Origin of the sequence: Ferdinandcohnia sp. FSL W7-1320 (assembly GCF_038050315.1) — a bacterium.
In the GTDB taxonomy this organism is placed as follows: Bacteria; Bacillota; Bacilli; order Bacillales; family Bacillaceae_L; genus Ferdinandcohnia; species Ferdinandcohnia aciditolerans.
On record NZ_JBBPAM010000001.1, the window covers coordinates 779,306 to 797,801 of the forward strand.

Sequence of the window (18,496 nt, forward strand, 5' to 3'; positions counted from 1 at the left end):
CTAAATGTAGATACGAAATAACATTTCTTTTTAGGAGGAGAAAACATGATTAAAATTGGTATTCTTACAGGTAGCACAAGAGACTCAAGGGTAAATTTACAAGTCGCGGAATGGGTGAAATCAATCGCGGATAAAAGAACTGATGCAGAATTTGAATTAGTAGATATAAAAGACTATAACCTACCGAAATTTAATGAGCCTATTCCGGCGATAATGTCACAGGACTATCAAGCTCCAGAAGCACATGCATGGTCAGAAAAAATCAGTAGTCTCGATGGATTTATATTTGTCACTCCGGAATATAATAAGGCTATTACATCTGGGTTGAAGGATGCAATTGATTATCTTTATGTTGAGTGGAATCATAAAGCAGCGGGAATTGTAAGCTATGGATCAACTTTAGGTGTGACAGCTGCAAATGATTTACGCCTTATTTTAACAGTGCCAAAGGTAGCAACAGTTGGGCCTTCCGTTGCGATGAGTCTATTTACTGACTTTCAAGATATGAGTAAATTTAATCCTGCCCCTTTCCATGAGGACTCCTTACATAAAACAATAGACGATGTTGTCGCATGGTCTACTGCTTTAAAAGGAATCAGACAAAAAGTATCTGAACTTCAAACTGTATAAAAAGGAGAGTCACTATGGCATACGTATTACAGGTAGATTTTAAAATGGATGGACCATTCAGAGATGAAATGGCTGGAGCGTTTTCTGATTTGGCCAGAAGTATTAATGAAGAAACAGGTTTCATCTGGAAAATTTGGACCGAAAATCCAGAAACAAAAGAAGCGGGTGGAATCTATTTATTCGAGACAAAAGAAACCGCTGAAAAATATCTCGACATGCATACGAAACGATTAGGCGGATTTGGCATCAACGGCGTTAACGGAAAAGTCTTTGCAATCAATTCAACGCTTACCGAAATCACAAAAGGTCCAGTTAATAAATAAGAATTGGATTCAATAGTACCTATAGATCGAACGCTTGTAAAAAGTGTTTGGTCTATAGGTACTTTTTTTATTCTAACTAAAAACACAGAAGATATTGCATAAGTAAATCCAACAATTCGTGTTTCATATTATGAAGAAACTATGAATCTTGTATTCTAATCCAATAAGTACCTCTAATAAAATGATAGATTAGCTTTTTGACAAATCTTTATTTTGTTATACTAATACAAAAACATTATCTTTTCCGAATATTAAAAGAAAAAGGGGGTACTATGTACAAGATAATCATAGTTGATGATGAAAAAAACATCCGTGACAGATTGGCTCATTTTTTTTCTTGGGGTGAAGTAGGTTTTGAAGTAGTTGGTACTGCAGAAAATGGTGTTCATGCATTAGAGCTTATAAAACAAGAATGTCCCCATGCCGTTTTGACAGACGTTCTTATGCCTGAGATGACAGGATTAGAGCTTGCTGCAGAAGTCAACACATCTTACCCCGAAACAAAAGTAGTTATTCTTAGTGCTTATGATGATTTTAAATATGCCCAAGATGCCATTAAATTTGGGGTGAAGGGCTATTTGTTGAAGCCATTAATGAAAAGTGACTTTTTCAATGTTTTCAGGAAGTTGGCAGAAGAATTAAGGGAAGACGAAGCGGCCAGAAATTCAAATCAATTGGATAGTCAGTGGGATATTGAGGAATTGATGCTTTTAGATTTAATTAAAGGCACAAATCTATCTAATTATGCTGACAAGTCGAATATCCAGGCACAAAGCTATAGAGTAGTCATTTTTTCCTTTGATCGACTGTTTAAAGAAACGTCTACTTTCTCAATTCGTCAGAAGGTTACCGAACTGGCTATGGACTTTTGGAATCGTTATCAGATTCCTATTTTGTTCTATGGGAACAGTCTTATTGTGTTAATAACAGATACGAAACTTATTGCGAAAAAGGAACTAAGGCCGAAACTTCTCCTGTTCATTGATACATTAAGAGACAATCTCGGTGAGTTGTTTATCAATCAAAAGAATTTTGTTGTTGGGATCGGTAATCCGTCATATAAGTATCAAGAAATTAACCGTTCCTATAATGAAGCGGTTTACGCGTATAGCTATAAATATTTCAATGAATATGAAATGGTTATTTTTTACGAAGATTTAGCTGTTGATGGAAATAATGAAAATCAAACCATGCTCCAAAATTCAATGTTAGATCATGTTAATACGATCGAAGCTCATCTTATAAATTCAATGAAAAATGGTACAGTAACGAATAGTACTGATGCGGTCAATCATTTCTTTGAACCATACAAGCGGGTTTGCGGTTTACCGATTGCCGAAATAAGGAGTTCGTGTTCCGAACTCATTATTATTCTTATGTTTCGTCTGAAAGAGAAGGGACTATCACTCTCATCAATTGATCAAAAGCATGTATTAGGAAGAATTTACGAGATTGATTCTTTAGAAGAATTAAAGAGATGGCTGATTCAAATGTTGGAAACGATATCTTTTGATTTAATCAATAAGGATAAAAAAGATTTTAACAGCTATGTTTTGTTGGCCAAGGAATATGTGAAAGAAAATTATCAGGAACGTATTACGTTAGAGGATATTTCAAACAAGCTATTTTTACATCAAGCCTATTTCAGTGCGATTTTCAAAAAGGAAACAGGTCAAAACTTTATCGATTATGTCAATAAGATTAGAGTAGAAGAAGCAGAGAAGCTTCTTAGAAATACGAATTATAAAGTAAAAGTGATTTCGGACATGGTTGGTTTTCAAAGTCACTCGTATTTTAACAAAGTATTTAAAAATGAAACAGGTGTTACCCCTGTTGTGTTTAGAAGACAGTAAAAAAGGTCAGTCTTCAGGAGATAATCATGAAATTAAAAACAGAAAAAAACAAAAACATTCACTTCCACACCTTTTTATTAAAGTTCTCGTTAGTCACAGTTTTTATATTTTTGTTGCTATTAAGCAGTTTATTTTATATAAAAATTAAAAGCTTTATTGAAGAAAAGAAAGAAACTTCTGTACAGTTAAGAATGGATCAGATTTCTTATGAGCTACAAATGGAGTTTAACGAAATCTATAATACAACAAACAATTTGAAAACAAACGAGATCGTTATCCGATATATAGATGAATTGAGCAGTTCCGAATTTAGTCCATCTGAGAAATATCACGAGGTTGCGGCTCTGGAAGATTATTTGAATACGATTAGGCAGAATAACAGACTTATTGATAATATCCTTATTGTTACACCGAACACTCAATATAGTTCTGATCAAAAATATGTAGATTTTAAGTTTAATGGCATGAAGGTAAAAGAGGAAGTGGAGCGCAATTTTCATTTTATTAACTTGGGAGAAGCAAGCAGAAAGATTGATATACCTTTTTCAGCAGATGAAAAATCGGTAAAAGAGTCCATTGAGACCGAAGATTTAAATAATCATTTATTATTTGGGACGAATATTATTTCCGCAGATGGCGTGCACAAAGGGGTCATTTTGCTATTTATCAACCCCAAAAAATTGGATGATTCTCTCTTCTATGCGGACAAGATTCAATTGTTTGATCAAAATGGCAGAATGTTTTTTAAAGGGGAACAGGCAACCACCAAAATCCCTACAGAAATTGAGAAAATGTTCAATAATCAAAACGCACTAAATGTAGATTGGGGAGATACGGGAGTCTATTATTCGAGTATACCCTATTATAATTTTAAGCTTATTTATGAGGAACCATTAGGTTTTTATCAAAAACAAATGGGACTTATATGGAAAACGATTGCGATAACATTTGTTTGTACGGCTATAGTTGCGTTTGTTTTTTCTAGGGTGATTGGTCACAAAGTGATTCAGCCACTCTATCAGTTAGTTGAATCAATTAAGAAGTATGAAAAAAGCAGAAATTACAGTAACCACCTCCAGATAAATAAAAAGAACGGCATGAAAATAAGTTTGAGGGAACGCTTCTTTTTTTATTTTGTAATCACTGTTTTGCTGCCGATATTATTCTTTATCGGGATTCTCTATATACAAACCTCCCAGCTCGTATCAGCAGATTTACAGGAGAGCTACCATTCTTTACATGAAAGAATGGCTCGGTTGTTAAACAATGAGATCAATCAACGGGAGATGACGATTTCACGAATTGCGCATAATAGCAAAGTTCAGCTGCTCATATTGGAACATGATGACGAAAAGATAGGCTATGAATTAGTAGATAGCAGGCAATTCTTGGAATTAAGAAGGCAAAACATTAGAATTTATGATGCTTCCGGACAGATCTTATATACTAATATGCATAATGCACCGCAGGAATTAGATCAAGATTTTAAACAAGATTTGGCTGGGGCAGGGAGGAAGATCAGCTATCAATTAAAAAAGGACCGTCTTGATAATGTTACGATTGTGATTGGAATGCCTGTCTATTCCCCAATTGATTTTTCAAAAATTATTGGCTTCATTTCAGTTGATATTGAAAACAATCAGTTGGAAAAATATTATTCGGATTGGCAACAAACCGGCCTTGAAATGCTGATTGCTGATAAAAATAATAGGATTATATCTCATCAGAATCCACTAGAAGTCGGTAAAGTTTTTGATAATAAAGAAAAGGTGTTACGGGATGAAGGAAAAAATTTTCATGCCTACAGCACAGAAATTACAAGTATGGACTGGGAATTTATTTCAAAATACAATTATTCAGATGTTCAAAAACAGGTCAATCAATTATTTATTAATGACCTCTATCTTTTATTTTTCATTCTGCTTTTGTTGCTTATTTTTGCGTATTGGATCTCGAAAAGAATGCTGAGACCTATCGGGCAGTTGAATGAGTTATTACAAACATTTGATCTCAAGGGCTCTCACTACGATGTGGTAGAAAAATTATCTGGAATTAATGAAGTGGATTCACTTACAAAAAATTTTAATAAAATGATTGAAAGAATAGAAGAATTAATTCATGAGACCATCATGACAAATCAAGAGAAAGTTCAATTAAAGTATGAAAAGCGGGAGCTGCAGCTGAATGCACTCCAGTCGCAAATTAATCCTCATTTTTTATATAATACCTTGGATAATTTGCTCTTTTTGGTAGAAACGAATGAGACGGATAAAGCTACTGAAATGATTGCTTCCTTAAGCCAACTTTTCCGCTTTATCACGAACCGAGAAAAATTTATGATAACGCTTCAGGAAGAGATCGTCTATACAAAAAACTATATTAACATTATGTCGTATCGCTTTGATAATTTTGAATGTATTTGGGACATTGATGAAAGTGTAATGAATTATGAAACGGTTAAACTTATTCTGCAGCCGGTCATCGAAAATGCCATTAATCATGGTGCAAGGAAAACACAGAATATGGTGACAATTCATATTTCGTGCGAGATAAGAGAGGACAAAATCTATATTATTGTACAGGATAACGCAGTTGGCATCGGATACGATGAACTGACGATTATTAAAAGTCACCTGGCTGCAGCTTCGATAGATAAAGCAGGTATTTACAATGTAAATGGAAGAATAAAGCTTCATTTCGGGGAAAAATATGGGCTTGATATCGAAAGCGAACAAGGGGAAGGGACAAAGGTGACCATAGTCCTTCCAGCTTTTAAATAACGAGGCTCACTCTTGGGAGTGGCCTTTTTTATTATATCTTTAAATAGTGTTATTTTTCCTAAAGAAAGTAAAACTATCAATTAACAATTTATATTATTCTGATTATAGAAAACGTTTACAGATAATAGAGAGGGGAGGATATTTAAATGCAAACTGTAGTCCAAAAGGCCAAAGCAAAGCCCCAGCGGCAGGCGAATACGACATGGATTCGTGTGAAGAAAATGAAGATGCTATACATCATGATGTTGATTCCGATGGGCATGTTATTTCTCTTTCACTACATTCCGATGTATGGGATTTTAATCGCCTTCAAAAGTTTTTCACCAGGTCTAGGTATATGGGATAGTCCATGGAATAATTTTGAACACTTCAAGAGACTGTTTAGTGATTTCTTATTTTTAAGGGCACTGCAAAATACAGTTGTTATCAGTCTACTAAAAATTATCATTGTGTTCCCAGCACCAATCATTTTTGCCATTTTGTTAAATGAGATCACAAATGAAAAATTTAAAAAGGTGAGTCAATCCATTTCCTATTTACCGCATTTCATGTCTTGGGTAATTTTATCGGCCATGGTTATTGAAGTATTTTCTCCGCAACGGGGAATTATTAATTTCTTTATTACTCTTGTTGGCGGGGAACCTATCAATTTCATGTCAGATAAAACGGCATTCATTCCGATATTAATCCTGACTGATATGTGGAAAGAGATTGGATGGGGAGCCATTATTTATTTAGCAACGATAGCATCGATAGATCCGCAATTATACGAAGCAGCTGACATGGACGGAGCAGGCAGATTTCATAAAATGATTCATATAACGCTTCCTTCCATTATGCCTATGGTCATTATTCTATTTATTCTGAGACTTGGAAGTGTATTAAATGCAGGATTTGACCAGATTCTTAACTTGTACAATCCATTAGTCTATGAAGTTGCGGACATTATTGATACGTATGTATATCGAAGTGGGTTAGAGCAATTCCAGTTTGATTATGCTACTGCAGTAGGGTTGTTTAAAAATGTCGTTGGAATCGTACTGATCCTAAGTGCGAACGCAATTATCCGAAGAAAAAGTGAACATGGAATTTGGTAGAAAGGAGGATAAAAGATGGCAGCAAAATCTAGGAAAAAGATCTCATTGTTTAATATTTTCAACATAACGGGATTTATTATCTTTTCGATACTGGTCATTTACCCTTTTTGGCAGACCATAGTTTTATCCTTTTCTGACGCAGAATCAGCCTCTAGTCTTGGCTTAAATCTGTGGCCTGACAAATGGATTCCGGATGCGTATCAGTATGTATTTACCTATGAAAATATTATGGTTGCATATCTAAATACCATCATACGAACTGTTATTGGTACAGCTTTAATTGTTTGTTTTACGGTATTGGCAGCGTATCCCCTTTCTAAGAAGGACTTGCCCTACCGCAATTTCTTTACGATTTTCTTCTTGATTGCAATGTTCTTTTCTGGAGGAATGATCCCAGATTACTTATTAATTAAAAATCTAGGATTACTTAACAATAGCTTGTCGCTAATACTGCCTTCAGCGGTTAATGTGTTTTTTATTATCATTATGCGAAACTATTTTATGACCATTGATAAAGGGCTTGAAGAATCTGCAATTATGGATGGAGCGAATTATTTAACCATCCTAACAAAAATCATCATTCCAGTATCCAAGCCTGTAATCGCAACTGTAGCACTCTGGGCAGCTGTGTATCATTGGAATGAATGGTTCCACGCGCTCGTCTATATTCAGGATGACTCAAAAACGGTTTTACAAATTGTTGTTAGGGACATGCTGACGGCGATGGATATTTCAAATTCTCAAGGAGCTCAGATGGGCGGTGGCGGTATGTCTAGTGCAGAATTAATGCTAAGTAATGTACGGGCAGCAACAGTGATGATTTCCATTGGGCCAATTGTTCTGATCTATCCGTTCGTACAGAAATATTTTATTAAAGGAATTATGATTGGGTCATTAAAAGGTTAAAAAGGGGGAATTTTTCAGATGAAAAAATTAGCGAAAAAACTTTCATTAGCTGCTGTCTCAAGTGCACTTATATTTACTGCAGCCTGTTCGAATAACGAAGCTAGTAAAGAAGCAGAAAAAGTTGATGTTGCAAGCTTACCCGAAGTAGGAGACTTTTCTAAGGAGCTTGAACTAAATCTTTCAGGGTCTTTCACAAGAGGTAAGGTGGAAGATGGGAACTATGTTCAAAAGAGATTAGAAGAGCAATTTAACATTAATATCATTAATACGAAAATTGATACATGGAATTCTGACCAAGTAAACTTAATGGTTGCATCTGGCGATCTTCCTGATACATTTGCCTTTACTACAGGTGGAAAGACAGCACAAGAATTATATGATTCTGGATTAACTAGGACGATTCCGAAAGAAATGCTTGAAAAATATGCTCCTCGATACATGAAAATGTTATCTGAAAATCCTCCAGGACCAATCATGAACCTGAAAGAAGGAACAGATAATGAATATTTGCAATTAATTGGTCAATATGCTCATGTTGATGGTTTGGTTTGGGCTCCAACTCTCCGTCTTGATTGGTTGGAGAAACTAGGTATTGAACCTCCAGGTGAAATCAAGCAAGTAGGACCTAGTGGAGGCAGAGAAAAAATCTATTATACAGATCAGGCATATACGATTGAGGAACTGGAGGAAATTCTAAAGGCATTTACTTTCGATGATCCTGATGGCAATGGTAAGGATGATACGTATGGACTTTCTCCATGGCATAATAATACAAACTGGGCTGCATCGCTAATGGGGGCGTTTGGAGTTGCACCAACGTTTAACTTAATGGAAGATGGTAAGCTAGTTACAACTGAAATCTCGCAAAAGTACAAAGAGTTCTTGAAGTTAATGTCAAAGTGGTATGATATGGGGATCATTGATCCTGAATTTACTACACTAGATGACAAAAAAAGTTGGGAAAAATACAAGCAAGGCAAAATTGGATACTATGTTGCGCAGCCTTCCTATCTTGCCATGGATGATTGGGCAAAAGGCCGTGCACCGCAAAATATCGTAGAAAGTCCGGATTCCACTGCGAAATTGCTAGGAACAGCACCAGAAATTGGAGCTAATGGACAACAAGGTGTGGGAGCATTTCTTCCTGTTGTAAACCTAGCAGATGCATTCTATGTTTCAAAGGATGTAACGGATGAAGAATTGGCGAGAATTCTCCAGATCTTTGATTATATTAACTTTGATAATGAATCAAGATGGACATTGTATGGTGAAGTTGGTGAGCATTCCGATTGGGAAGGCACACCTGATAAGTCAGCTCTAAAAGTTCGTCCTGAATTTGCAGCTGAAGAAGGAAATTCAGGATTCTGGGCATATAACTTCCGTACGTACGACAAAGAACGGGTACAATGGTTCCAATCTGAATATACAAATATTTTAAAAAGCGAGTTCTTTGCACGTGACGATGTAAAGGAAAAAATGATAATCCGTCCATATCAATATGATCTATTAAATGAAACAAAAATTAAAGAAGTTGAAAAGCGATATAAAGGACAGCTTGATACAATTGTAGCCGAATTTAGAATGAAAGCGATTGTTGGTGAAGTTGATATTGACAAAGAATGGGACAACTACGTAGAAAGCTGGATGAATAATGGCGGGAATGAATTGCTTGCTGAGTTAGAAAAAGCCCCTATAGTTTCCGATTTGATGAATGAATAGAAAAAAACAAATGTGGGTGCTATTGGTACCCACATTTATTTTGAAACAACAAGGAGAGAATTATATGTCAAATATCCAAGCTGAAGCAGTTTTTTATCCAAACCTTGCAGGTTCAAGAGCTTACCGGATACCTTCAATGATTACAACAACGAAGGGAACGGTTATTGCAGGTATAGATGCAAGGATTGTCGATCAAACAGATAATCCGAACCAAATAGATGCTACGATTCGACGCAGCGAAGACCATGGTGAGACTTGGGGACCTGTTCAAAAGCTAGTCGCATTTGCGGGTGAAGGTTTAGATGGGGCAGCGGCCATTGATACGTCACTTTTACAGGATGAAGAAACAGGAACCATTTTTATGATTTATTGCCACTCGCCAGGTGGAATTGGCCTATGGAATAGTGAACCGGGAATCGGTTTCGATGCAGATGGACGTAGGAAGTTATTTGATAATGAAGGAAATGTTTACTTTTTATCGGATTCAGGAAAAGTTTATGATACAGAAAACAATTTAACAAATTATACAGTTGATGAAAATGGTTATGTCTTCAATAATGGTCAGGATGCAGGAAATATCTATTTTAAAAAGGGAATTGACCAAAATGAAAGTTTACTAGAAGCAAGAACATGCTTTTTGCAAATCATTCAAAGTGAAGACGATGGGCTTACTTGGTCCAAACCAAGAGAATTAAATGTATCGGTTAAGGAAGAATGGATGAAGTTTATTGGATCTGGTCCTGGGTGCGGTATTCAGTTGAAGCACGGAGAAAAGAAAGGACGATTAGTGTTCCCAATCTATTTTTCTAATGAAGCAGGCCACCTATCATGTGCTTGTATTTATAGCGATGATCATGGTGTTACTTGGCAGCGTGGTGAATCACCAAATGATGGCAGGGAGCTTGACGGTGAGGTTCTCACTGCACAGACAATTAATAATGGAAAACAGTATTTAACAGAGTCCCAGGTCATAGAATTGCCAACAGGTGAATTAAAATATTATTTGCGTAATCATTATGGACTTCAAAGAACAGCAGTCACAACCAGTACGGATGGTGGCGAAACATGGGGTGAGGTAACGTTTGACATGGAATTAATTGATCCTATCTGTCAATCAAGTGTTGTCCTTTATCCAGATTTAGGTGACGGAAAAGTACGGGTTCTATTCTCTAACCCAGCTGATGAAAAAACAAGGGTTAAAGGAACCGTACGTTTGAGTGAAGACGGCGGGAAAACATGGCCATATAGTAAAGTAATTGAGGAAAGCTTCTACGGTTATTCTTGCCTCACTGTTCTGCAAACTGGCGAAATTGGCGTTCTGTATGAACGGGTATATGATTACTCAGACTGGAATAACATGGACATTGCTTTTGTTAAGTTTTCGTTGGACTGGTTAAAGTCATAGTTTGATATTATTGGAGGAATGAGCTTGCAACAGATACCATTATCTGAAAAGTTGTTTCATGGGGCCGTTTCATTTGAAAGAACAAAGGATTACTTGAAGCCTTGGAGAATCCCTTTCGAGAAGAAGGAGTTTTTCTTTCCTAATAGCATAAATGGTCAAGCGGAGATGCCAGCGGGTGTTCGAATTAAAATTCGAAGTAATACTCAGTCTATTCAGATTGGAATGGCTAAATCCGCTGAATGGATGGAGATGGATTGTTTAATAGATGGTAGTCTAGTAAAAACCGCCTATATTCCAGCAGGGGAATCAACCGTTGTCTTTGATTCCCTTTCTGGTCAATCGAAGGTGATAGAGATCTATTTACCCCAGAAAGTACCTGTCCAAATTTCGGGAATATGGATTGATGATGGGGCAGAGTGGGAACAGGTAGACGATTTCCGTTTGCGCTGGATTACGTATGGAAGTTCGATCACTCATTGTTATTATTCAGATAGTCCATCGCAAACCTGGCCAGCACTTGCTGCCGCTCAGATGGATTTTAACCTTACTTGCCTTGGGTATAGCGGAAATTGTCATTTAGAACCAATGGTTGGAAGAATGATTCGTGATCTGCCTGCTGATTTTATTTCCTTATGTGTCGGGATAAATATAGTCGGGGGAAAGACATTATCAGATCGAACTTTTATTCCTGCCTTGATTGGATTTATCCAAACGATTCGTGAAAAGCACAAGGACGTGCCGATTGCGATTATTTCTCCTATTTTTCACAGAGAACGAGAAAAAATTGAAAATGAAGTTGGATTATCACTGGAGAAAGTGAGAGCAGAAATTGTTCAAGTCGTGAATATGTTAATTCGACATGGCGATCAAAACATTTATTATATAGACGGGCTTAAACTGTTTGGAGAAGAGTATGAAAAATATATGCCTGATGGGCTGCATCCAAACGGTGAAGGCGATAAAATAATGGCCGTTCGTTTTCAACAGCTGATTGAAAAACACGTGCCACTCAAAGCAAAGATATAAGTAGATAAATTTTATCTAAAAGAGGTGGGAATATGTTTCAAGCTGGCTACATGGAGAAATTAAACACAATTATGGAATGGATCACAAGGTTCTTTGCCCTTCAATTAATCTGGATATTATTCTGCCTTGTGGGTCTAGGCATTGGGGGCATATTCCCGGCAACTTTTACGATGTTTGCGATTTGTCGGAAATGGATCAATAAACAAACCGAAGTTCCAATTTTTAAGACCTTTTGGGAATTGTACCGTAAGGGCTTTCTAAAGACCAATCTTTTGGGGTGGGTCACCACGTTAACGGGCTGTAGTATCTATTATTATTTCCAGCTGTTCAAAGGTTCAGAAAGTATGATGGATATGGTCTTATTCATTGCCGTATGGATTGCGGGAATCCTTTATTTAATGACAGTTTTATTAATGATTCCAGTATATGTTCATTTTGATATCAAGCTGTTTAGTGTTGCTAAGCATGCACTGATCATTGCAATTGCTCATCCTTTCCATACCGCAAGTATAGCTGCACTTACTGTTGGATTTAGCATGGTGATTATCCTTATTCCGGGACTATTTCCATTCTTTAGTTTCAGTCTGCTAGCGTTTGGAGTAATGTGGATAGCAAATTCAGCCTTTACAAAAATGGAACAGAAAGTATCTAAATTCAGACAAACGAATAGTTCGGTATAAAAACTTTCTACAAAAAGATGGATGTAATGAAACAATAACGTCAGCTAACCTTCATTTTATCGCCCTTCGTTTTAGTGGTGTTTTTCTAGAATTATAGAAATAGTATTCATAACAAAAAATTTAAATCCAAAAAGGGGATAGCAACATGAAAACATGGGATTTAGACCAATTTAAAGGTGTATTTGTTGCAATGTATTCCGCCTATGATGACGCAGGCGAGGTTTGTGAAGAAAGAGTGAAAAACCTTTCCCGTTCTTATGTAAATAGCGGAGTTACTGGTTTATATGTCGGAGGCAGTTCTGGTGAGGGAATCCTGCAAACAACGGAAGAAAGAAAGAGAGTCGTAGAAGCCGTCATGCAGGAGGTTGGACGAGAGCTAACCATAATCGTCCATGTTGGAGCAAACTCAACAGAAGAAAGCAGGGAGCTAGCGATTCATGCAGAAAAATGCGGCGCGCATGCGATATCAGCCGTTCCAGCAATCTATTATCGTTTGTCAGAGCAATCGGTTGAAAAACATTGGCAGGAGATAATCGATAGCACCTCCTTACCATTTATTATTTACAACATTCCACAGACAACAGGATTTAATTTGACTCAATCGCTATTTCAAAAAATGGCTGCTCAAGAAAAGGTAATCGGAATTAAGATGTCAGGCGAAAGTGTCTATGAATTACAACAATTCAAAGCAAATTCAGGAAAAGAGTTTCTCGTTTTTAACGGACCGGATGAGCAATATTTAGGCGGCCGGATTATGGGAGCAGACGGTGGCATTGGCGGAACGTATGGAGTAATGCCGGAACTATTCTGTACGCTCGATAAATTGTATCGAGCAAATGAATTTGAAAAGGCCCAGAAATTACAATTTGAAATTAATAGCGTGATTAAAAAGTTATTAAGTTACCCTTCTTTATACGGTGCTTGTAAGTATATTTTATCACTAAGAAATATTGAAACGGGGTCCCCGAGGTTACCATTACTACCAGTCGTTCAGCAGGACTATGCTTCCCTGTCTGAATTAAATGATCGTATTCTGCGATTGATCAACACTTATATTGTTGAAGTAGAAAAAATATATTAATAGCATACTATTTTATGAAAATTGTCCTTCATTACCGAATGAAGGACAAACGTGTATTAAATTTTAATAAGGAGATGATGATATGAGGAATCATCCTTTTTTTTCGTCAATACACAATGATTTAATTGTTTCTTGCCAAGCCCTTGAAGATGAGCCGTTGCACGGTTCTGAAATAATGGCAAAAATGGCTCAGGCAGCTAAGGATGGCGGGGCAAAGGCGATCCGAAGTAATTCGGCTGTGGATGTGGCTGCTATTAAGAGACAAACAGGTCTACCAATTATTGGGCTGGTCAAACGCGATTACCCAGACAGTGAAATTTATATTACAGCAACCCTTAAAGAGGTAAAGGAATTATTGGCAGTAGAGGCTGATGTAATTGCGCTTGATGCTACTTATCGCAAGCGACCAAACGGTGAAACCCTAAAGGATTTGGTCAATTATATTCATGAGCACAGTAATACGTTAGTAATGGCAGATATTGCAAACGTAAGGGATGCCGAATATGCGATGGATTGCGGTGCGGATATGGTCTCTACAACCCTTTCTGGTTATACCAATGATAGTCCCAAACAACTAGATCCAGATTTTGAACTAGTCGAACAGCTTTCCAAACTATTACCCGTCCCAGTCATTGCCGAAGGTCGCATCCAAACACCAGAGCAAGCACGTAAAATGTTGGAATTAGGGGCTTGGTCGATCGTAGTGGGGGGCGCGATAACAAGACCGCAATTAATCACAAAAACTTTTGCAGAGAGAATTGGCATCGGATGAAGCACTACCTAGCCTTTGATATCGGGGGAACACAAATTAAGTATGGGATTGTAACCAAAAATGGAGATATTCTTTCTCACTTTATGATGGACACTGCAGCCCATCTAGGCGGTCAGGCAATCATTGAAAAAGTAATAGCAGCGGGGAAAACCATGGTGGCAAATTATTCCCTCAGCGGAATTGCCATTAGCACGGCCGGACAGGTTAATTTCCATACGGGAACGATTGTCGCTGCCGGTGAAACAATCCCTCATTATACGGGGATTGACATTAAGAAGCTTGTTAGTGAGGCACTTGGACTGCCTGTAGAAGTTAGAAATGATGTGGATTGTGCGGCCCTTGGTGAGATGTGGCTAGGTCATCACGGTTCAAGAGATTTTATTACATTGACTGTGGGCACAGGCATCGGTGGAGCGATTGTCATTGATGGAAAGATGTATTCAGGGCACTCATTCAGTGCGGGGGAATGGGGTTATATGCTTGTTGACGGAGAACCCTTTGAAAAAAATGCCTCGGTGTCGGGATTAATTCATTTTGCTAATCATTATAAGGAAGAACGGCCATGGACTGGAAAAGAAATTTTTGACTTATACGATCAGGGTGATGAGGAGATTCAGAAGGCTGTCAGACAGTTTTACCGTTATTTATCGATGGGCATCTCAAATCTTATTTATATTTTCAACCCGGAAAAAGTCATCATCGGCGGTGGGGTCACTGCTCGGGGTGAGCGTTTTTTACAGGAAGTTCAAGCAGAAATCAACAACTACTTGCTTCCTTCTTTTCAAAAGAATACAGAGATTGTACTTGCCAAGCTATCTAATCATGCTGGAATGATCGGAGCGGTTTATCATTTTTTACGTATGCGTTAGAGGCAGGGTACTATAATCTAATACGAGAAAGAGTGGAGAATGGCTAATGGAGCTAGAATTTTTAACGAGATGTTTAAGTTCTTTAACAAAGGTTTTTGCTACTCAAGAATTAAATGAAAAGGCTGTCACAAAAGGTTCAGCACTTTTAAACGAAACGTACTCCTTCCAGGTTGCCTATAAATCTAGCACCTTATTAAAGAATATAAGAGTACGAATAAACTCTGCTTTGCAGGAGAATATTACGGTACGATCCGTAGGATTGGTTCCATCTGAATTACCGTGTTACCACGATCATGATGATCTCATCCTTAAATCTACACCAGGATTATATCCAGATCCTCTTTATCAGTATCAAAATAAGGATGGTTTAACAGCCTTTCCGAAACAGTGGCGTTCGCTTTGGATTACGGTCGATAATCTATTAGATATGGATCCGAACAAATACCTTATTGAAGTCATCTTTGAAAAGCAAAATGGTGAATATCTTGGTAAGGAAGTTTTCGAATTAGAGGTTATCCCAGCTGAACTGCCCCAACAAAAATTAATTCATACAGAATGGTTTCATACTGATTGCTTGGCAACCTATTACAATGTTGAGGTCTTTAGTGAGGAACATTGGAAGAGAATTGAGCAATTTGTTGATACGGCAGCAAAACATGGAATGAATATGATCCTAACACCGTTATTTACACCTCCTTTAGATACGGAGGTCGGAGGAGAACGTCCAACAGTCCAGCTTGTTGATGTAGAAAAGGTAGGAGAAAGTTACTCCTTCAAATTTGAAAAGCTCAAAAGATGGATTGAGCTGTGTAGAAAACAAGGTATAAAGCATTTTGAGTTTTCCCATCTCTTTACCCAATGGGGAGCTAGGCACGCTCCGAAAATAGTTGGTCTTGAAAATGGAGAATTTAAACGGTTCTTCGGCTGGGAAACGGATGCTACAAGCAATGAATACCGTCAATTTCTCCATCAATTTCTTCCGGAGTTAGTTGATTTTATTAAAGACAATGGATTAGAAAGCCAATGTTTTTTCCATGTATCCGATGAGCCGCATCTTGATCAAGTTCAGTCATATGAAAAAGCAAGTTCAATTCTGCAAGAACACTTGGAAGACTTTCCAGTAATTGATGCACTTTCAGATTTTACCTTTTATGAAAAAGGGCTCGTCAAAACGCCGATTCCTTCCAATGATCATATCAAACCATTTTTAGAAAATGGTGTAAAAAATCTTTGGACATATTATTGCTGTGCCCAATATAAAAAAGTTGCAAACCGATTCTTCTCGATGCCATCATTCCGTAATCGGATTCTCGGGATACAACTGTATAAATATAATATCGCTGGCTTTCTTCATTGGGGATATAATTTTTGGTATTCACAATACTCGAAAAAAGCAATAGACCCATTTAAAAATACGGATGCTAATTATTCATTCCCTTCAGGGGATGCCTTTCTCGTTTATCCTGGTGAAGATGGTCCAATCGAATCGATTAGACTTGAGGTTTTATACGAAGCTCTACAAGATTTAAGGGCGCTTCAATTGCTAGAAAGCCTGATTGGTAGAGATCAAGTTTTAGTCCTTTTGGAAGAAGGATTGGATGATGAAATCACGTTTGACCAATATCCTAAAGACCTCGAATGGTACTTGTTAAAAAGGGAACAGATTAACCAAAAGATTAAAGATATATCTTTAATCGCAGATATAAGCTCAAGGTAGAAGGTTTATTATGTCACCATTTATATTTAATGAAAGATCATTTTATGGATGGCAAAGAGACCCGGTTATTAAGCAGGACAAAGCATTATTTTCGAACCGTTCCAGAAAGGGCTTGCCCTATTTGAATTACATGAGCAAAAACGATTGATTACATTTGTGGAAAAACCTGTTCTGGGATAATTGAAATGGACTCCAGAACCCCTTACTAAAAAAAGTCAAAGGGCGTGAAACGAATGAATAAGGTCAAATTAGCCCTGCCCACGGAAAGTCAAATCGCGTGGCAAAATCTTGACTTAGGGATTTTTTGTCACTTTGGAATTAATACCTTTTGTAATCAAGAATGGGGAGATGGAAACGACTCTCCCCAACTTTTTAATCCTATGGAATTAGATGCTAGACAATGGGTTAAGCTTGCCAAGGATGCAGGGTTCAAATACTTTATCCTAACTGCAAAACACCATGATGGTTTTTGTCTTTGGCCAACTGAGACGACCGAGTACTCTGTGAAATCCAGTCCTTGGAAAGATGGAAAAGGTGATGTTGTTCGTGAATGTGCCGATGCTTGCCGAGAAGAAGGAATGCACTTTGGGATTTATTTGTCACCTTGGGACCGCCATGAACCTTGCTATCATGATAAAGAAGCTTATGATGATTTCTATTGCCAGCAGCTTACCGAGTTAATGACCCAATATGGTCAAATGATTGAGGTTTGGTTTGATGGAGCAGGATCAGAAGGCAGAGTTTATAATTGGGAAAGAATGATCGAAATAATAAAGACTTATCAGCCAAATGCCATGATCTTTAATATGGGACAGCCAACAATCCGATGGGTGGGAAATGAAGAAGGAGTGGCACCATATCCTTGCTGGAATACAAATAGTGCTGCAAAAATCAGTATGTTTTCCAACGAAACAGTGGATTGGCTACCCGAGACACCCGAATGGCTCCCTGCAGAATGCGATGTTCCCATTCGTAAATTACAATGGTTCTGGCATCCAAACTCAGAGATAAACTTAAGATCATTGGATGAATTAATGAATATTTACTATCATTCTGTTGGTCATGGAACAAATTTATTATTAAATATTTCCCCTGATAATCGGGGATTGATACCGAAACCGGACGCAGAGCGGTTAATAGAATTTGGGAATGAAATCAGAAGGAGATTTTCCAGTCCATTGGGAAGGACCTCGGGATGTGGAAGAGAATTACTATTAACGCTGGAAAAAGAAACAAGTATCAACCACATTGTGTTAATGGAAGAGATTCGATTTGGTGAACGTGTAAGGGAATTTGAGTTAGAGGCATTCGTGGATAACGAATGGATTTCGATTGCATTAGGTACGGCGATGGGCCACCGTTATATTTTACAAATCCCAAAAATTAAATCCAGTAAGTTGAGACTGAAAATCAAGGAGTCTGTGAAGAATCCAATCGTAAAAGAATTTTCTTGTTACTATGTAGAAACATTAGAAGAATGATGTATAAATGTTAAAAGCTATTGATATTTTTATACTAGATTCGTTATTGATTACATGAATCTTTTTTAATATCAAAGATTACTTCTACGAAATTGAATGTATAAATGCACGGACGTTTCCCTATTCAAAATATACAAAACTCTTAAGACTTTTTTAG

Annotated in this window: 15 protein-coding genes; all 15 read left to right on the forward strand. The window is 37.3% G+C overall.

Annotated elements, in window-relative coordinates:
* Window positions 1–45 precede the first annotated feature (45 nt).
* On the forward strand, window positions 46–630 hold the full coding sequence (locus tag NST91_RS03800) for an NADPH-dependent FMN reductase (RefSeq protein ID WP_341330080.1): 585 nt from the start codon (window positions 46–48) through the stop codon (window positions 628–630).
* A 14-nt stretch (window positions 631–644) separates the two neighbouring features.
* Complete coding sequence (locus NST91_RS03805; protein ID WP_341330081.1) at window positions 645–953, forward strand: monooxygenase; 309 nt, start codon at window positions 645–647, stop codon at window positions 951–953.
* 272 nt (window positions 954–1,225) lie between these two features.
* On the forward strand, window positions 1,226–2,806 hold the full coding sequence (locus NST91_RS03810) for a response regulator (protein WP_341330082.1): 1,581 nt from the start codon (window positions 1,226–1,228) through the stop codon (window positions 2,804–2,806).
* Window positions 2,807–2,832: 26 nt separating this feature from the next.
* Complete coding sequence (locus tag NST91_RS03815; protein ID WP_341330083.1) at window positions 2,833–5,586, forward strand: cache domain-containing sensor histidine kinase; 2,754 nt, start codon at window positions 2,833–2,835, stop codon at window positions 5,584–5,586.
* A gap of 146 nt (window positions 5,587–5,732) precedes the next feature.
* A complete protein-coding gene (locus NST91_RS03820) occupies window positions 5,733–6,683 on the forward strand; it encodes an ABC transporter permease (protein ID WP_341330084.1) in 951 nt (316 codons plus the stop codon).
* Between the two features lie 15 nt (window positions 6,684–6,698).
* Window positions 6,699–7,589 (forward strand): carbohydrate ABC transporter permease, encoded by an 891-nt coding sequence (locus tag NST91_RS03825; RefSeq protein WP_341330085.1) that lies wholly within the window; start codon window positions 6,699–6,701, stop codon window positions 7,587–7,589.
* An 18-nt stretch (window positions 7,590–7,607) separates the two neighbouring features.
* On the forward strand, window positions 7,608–9,308 hold the full coding sequence (locus NST91_RS03830) for a type 2 periplasmic-binding domain-containing protein (RefSeq protein WP_341330086.1): 1,701 nt from the start codon (window positions 7,608–7,610) through the stop codon (window positions 9,306–9,308).
* 64 nt (window positions 9,309–9,372) lie between these two features.
* The gene (locus NST91_RS03835) at window positions 9,373–10,713 is read left to right on the forward strand and encodes a sialidase family protein (protein ID WP_341330087.1); all 1,341 of its coding nucleotides are present in this window, start codon (window positions 9,373–9,375) and stop codon (window positions 10,711–10,713) included.
* Between the two features lie 24 nt (window positions 10,714–10,737).
* Window positions 10,738–11,739, forward strand: coding sequence for an SGNH/GDSL hydrolase family protein (locus tag NST91_RS03840; RefSeq protein ID WP_341330088.1), 1,002 nt, complete (start codon window positions 10,738–10,740; stop codon window positions 11,737–11,739).
* A gap of 32 nt (window positions 11,740–11,771) precedes the next feature.
* Window positions 11,772–12,419: a YesL family protein gene (locus NST91_RS03845; RefSeq protein ID WP_341330089.1), complete on the forward strand. Its 648-nt coding sequence runs from the start codon at window positions 11,772–11,774 to the stop codon at window positions 12,417–12,419.
* A gap of 145 nt (window positions 12,420–12,564) precedes the next feature.
* A complete protein-coding gene (locus NST91_RS03850) occupies window positions 12,565–13,500 on the forward strand; it encodes a dihydrodipicolinate synthase family protein (protein WP_341330090.1) in 936 nt (311 codons plus the stop codon).
* 82 nt (window positions 13,501–13,582) lie between these two features.
* Window positions 13,583–14,272 (forward strand): N-acetylmannosamine-6-phosphate 2-epimerase, encoded by a 690-nt coding sequence (locus NST91_RS03855; RefSeq protein ID WP_341330091.1) that lies wholly within the window; start codon window positions 13,583–13,585, stop codon window positions 14,270–14,272.
* Window positions 14,269–15,141 carry an ROK family protein gene (locus NST91_RS03860; protein WP_341330092.1) on the forward strand — a complete coding sequence of 291 codons (873 nt, stop codon included), beginning with the start codon at window positions 14,269–14,271 and terminating at the stop codon, window positions 15,139–15,141. The genes NST91_RS03855 and NST91_RS03860 overlap by 4 nt, the downstream gene beginning before the upstream one ends.
* A gap of 46 nt (window positions 15,142–15,187) precedes the next feature.
* Complete coding sequence (locus NST91_RS03865; protein ID WP_341330093.1) at window positions 15,188–16,858, forward strand: DUF4091 domain-containing protein; 1,671 nt, start codon at window positions 15,188–15,190, stop codon at window positions 16,856–16,858.
* A gap of 233 nt (window positions 16,859–17,091) precedes the next feature.
* On the forward strand, window positions 17,092–18,339 hold the full coding sequence (locus NST91_RS03870) for an alpha-L-fucosidase (protein ID WP_341330094.1): 1,248 nt from the start codon (window positions 17,092–17,094) through the stop codon (window positions 18,337–18,339).
* The last annotated feature ends 157 nt before the right edge of the window (window positions 18,340–18,496 follow it).

Excerpts from the sequence above, each read along its gene's own strand:
- NST91_RS03800 (WP_341330080.1), top strand. The coding sequence starts at position 46 with ATGATTAAAATTGGTATTCTTACAGGTAGCACAAGAGACTCAAGGGTA.
- NST91_RS03805 (WP_341330081.1), top strand. The coding sequence starts at position 645 with ATGGCATACGTATTACAGGTAGATTTTAAAATGGATGGACCATTCAGA.
- NST91_RS03810 (WP_341330082.1), top strand. The coding sequence starts at position 1,226 with ATGTACAAGATAATCATAGTTGATGATGAAAAAAACATCCGTGACAGA.
- NST91_RS03815 (WP_341330083.1), top strand. The coding sequence starts at position 2,833 with ATGAAATTAAAAACAGAAAAAAACAAAAACATTCACTTCCACACCTTT.
- NST91_RS03820 (WP_341330084.1), top strand. The coding sequence starts at position 5,733 with ATGCAAACTGTAGTCCAAAAGGCCAAAGCAAAGCCCCAGCGGCAGGCG.
- NST91_RS03825 (WP_341330085.1), top strand. The coding sequence starts at position 6,699 with ATGGCAGCAAAATCTAGGAAAAAGATCTCATTGTTTAATATTTTCAAC.
- NST91_RS03830 (WP_341330086.1), top strand. The coding sequence starts at position 7,608 with ATGAAAAAATTAGCGAAAAAACTTTCATTAGCTGCTGTCTCAAGTGCA.
- NST91_RS03835 (WP_341330087.1), top strand. The coding sequence starts at position 9,373 with ATGTCAAATATCCAAGCTGAAGCAGTTTTTTATCCAAACCTTGCAGGT.
- NST91_RS03845 (WP_341330089.1), top strand. The coding sequence starts at position 11,772 with ATGTTTCAAGCTGGCTACATGGAGAAATTAAACACAATTATGGAATGG.
- NST91_RS03850 (WP_341330090.1), top strand. The coding sequence starts at position 12,565 with ATGAAAACATGGGATTTAGACCAATTTAAAGGTGTATTTGTTGCAATG.
- NST91_RS03855 (WP_341330091.1), top strand. The coding sequence starts at position 13,583 with ATGAGGAATCATCCTTTTTTTTCGTCAATACACAATGATTTAATTGTT.
- NST91_RS03860 (WP_341330092.1), top strand. The coding sequence starts at position 14,269 with ATGAAGCACTACCTAGCCTTTGATATCGGGGGAACACAAATTAAGTAT.
- NST91_RS03865 (WP_341330093.1), top strand. The coding sequence starts at position 15,188 with ATGGAGCTAGAATTTTTAACGAGATGTTTAAGTTCTTTAACAAAGGTT.
- NST91_RS03870 (WP_341330094.1), top strand. The coding sequence starts at position 17,092 with ATGAATAAGGTCAAATTAGCCCTGCCCACGGAAAGTCAAATCGCGTGG.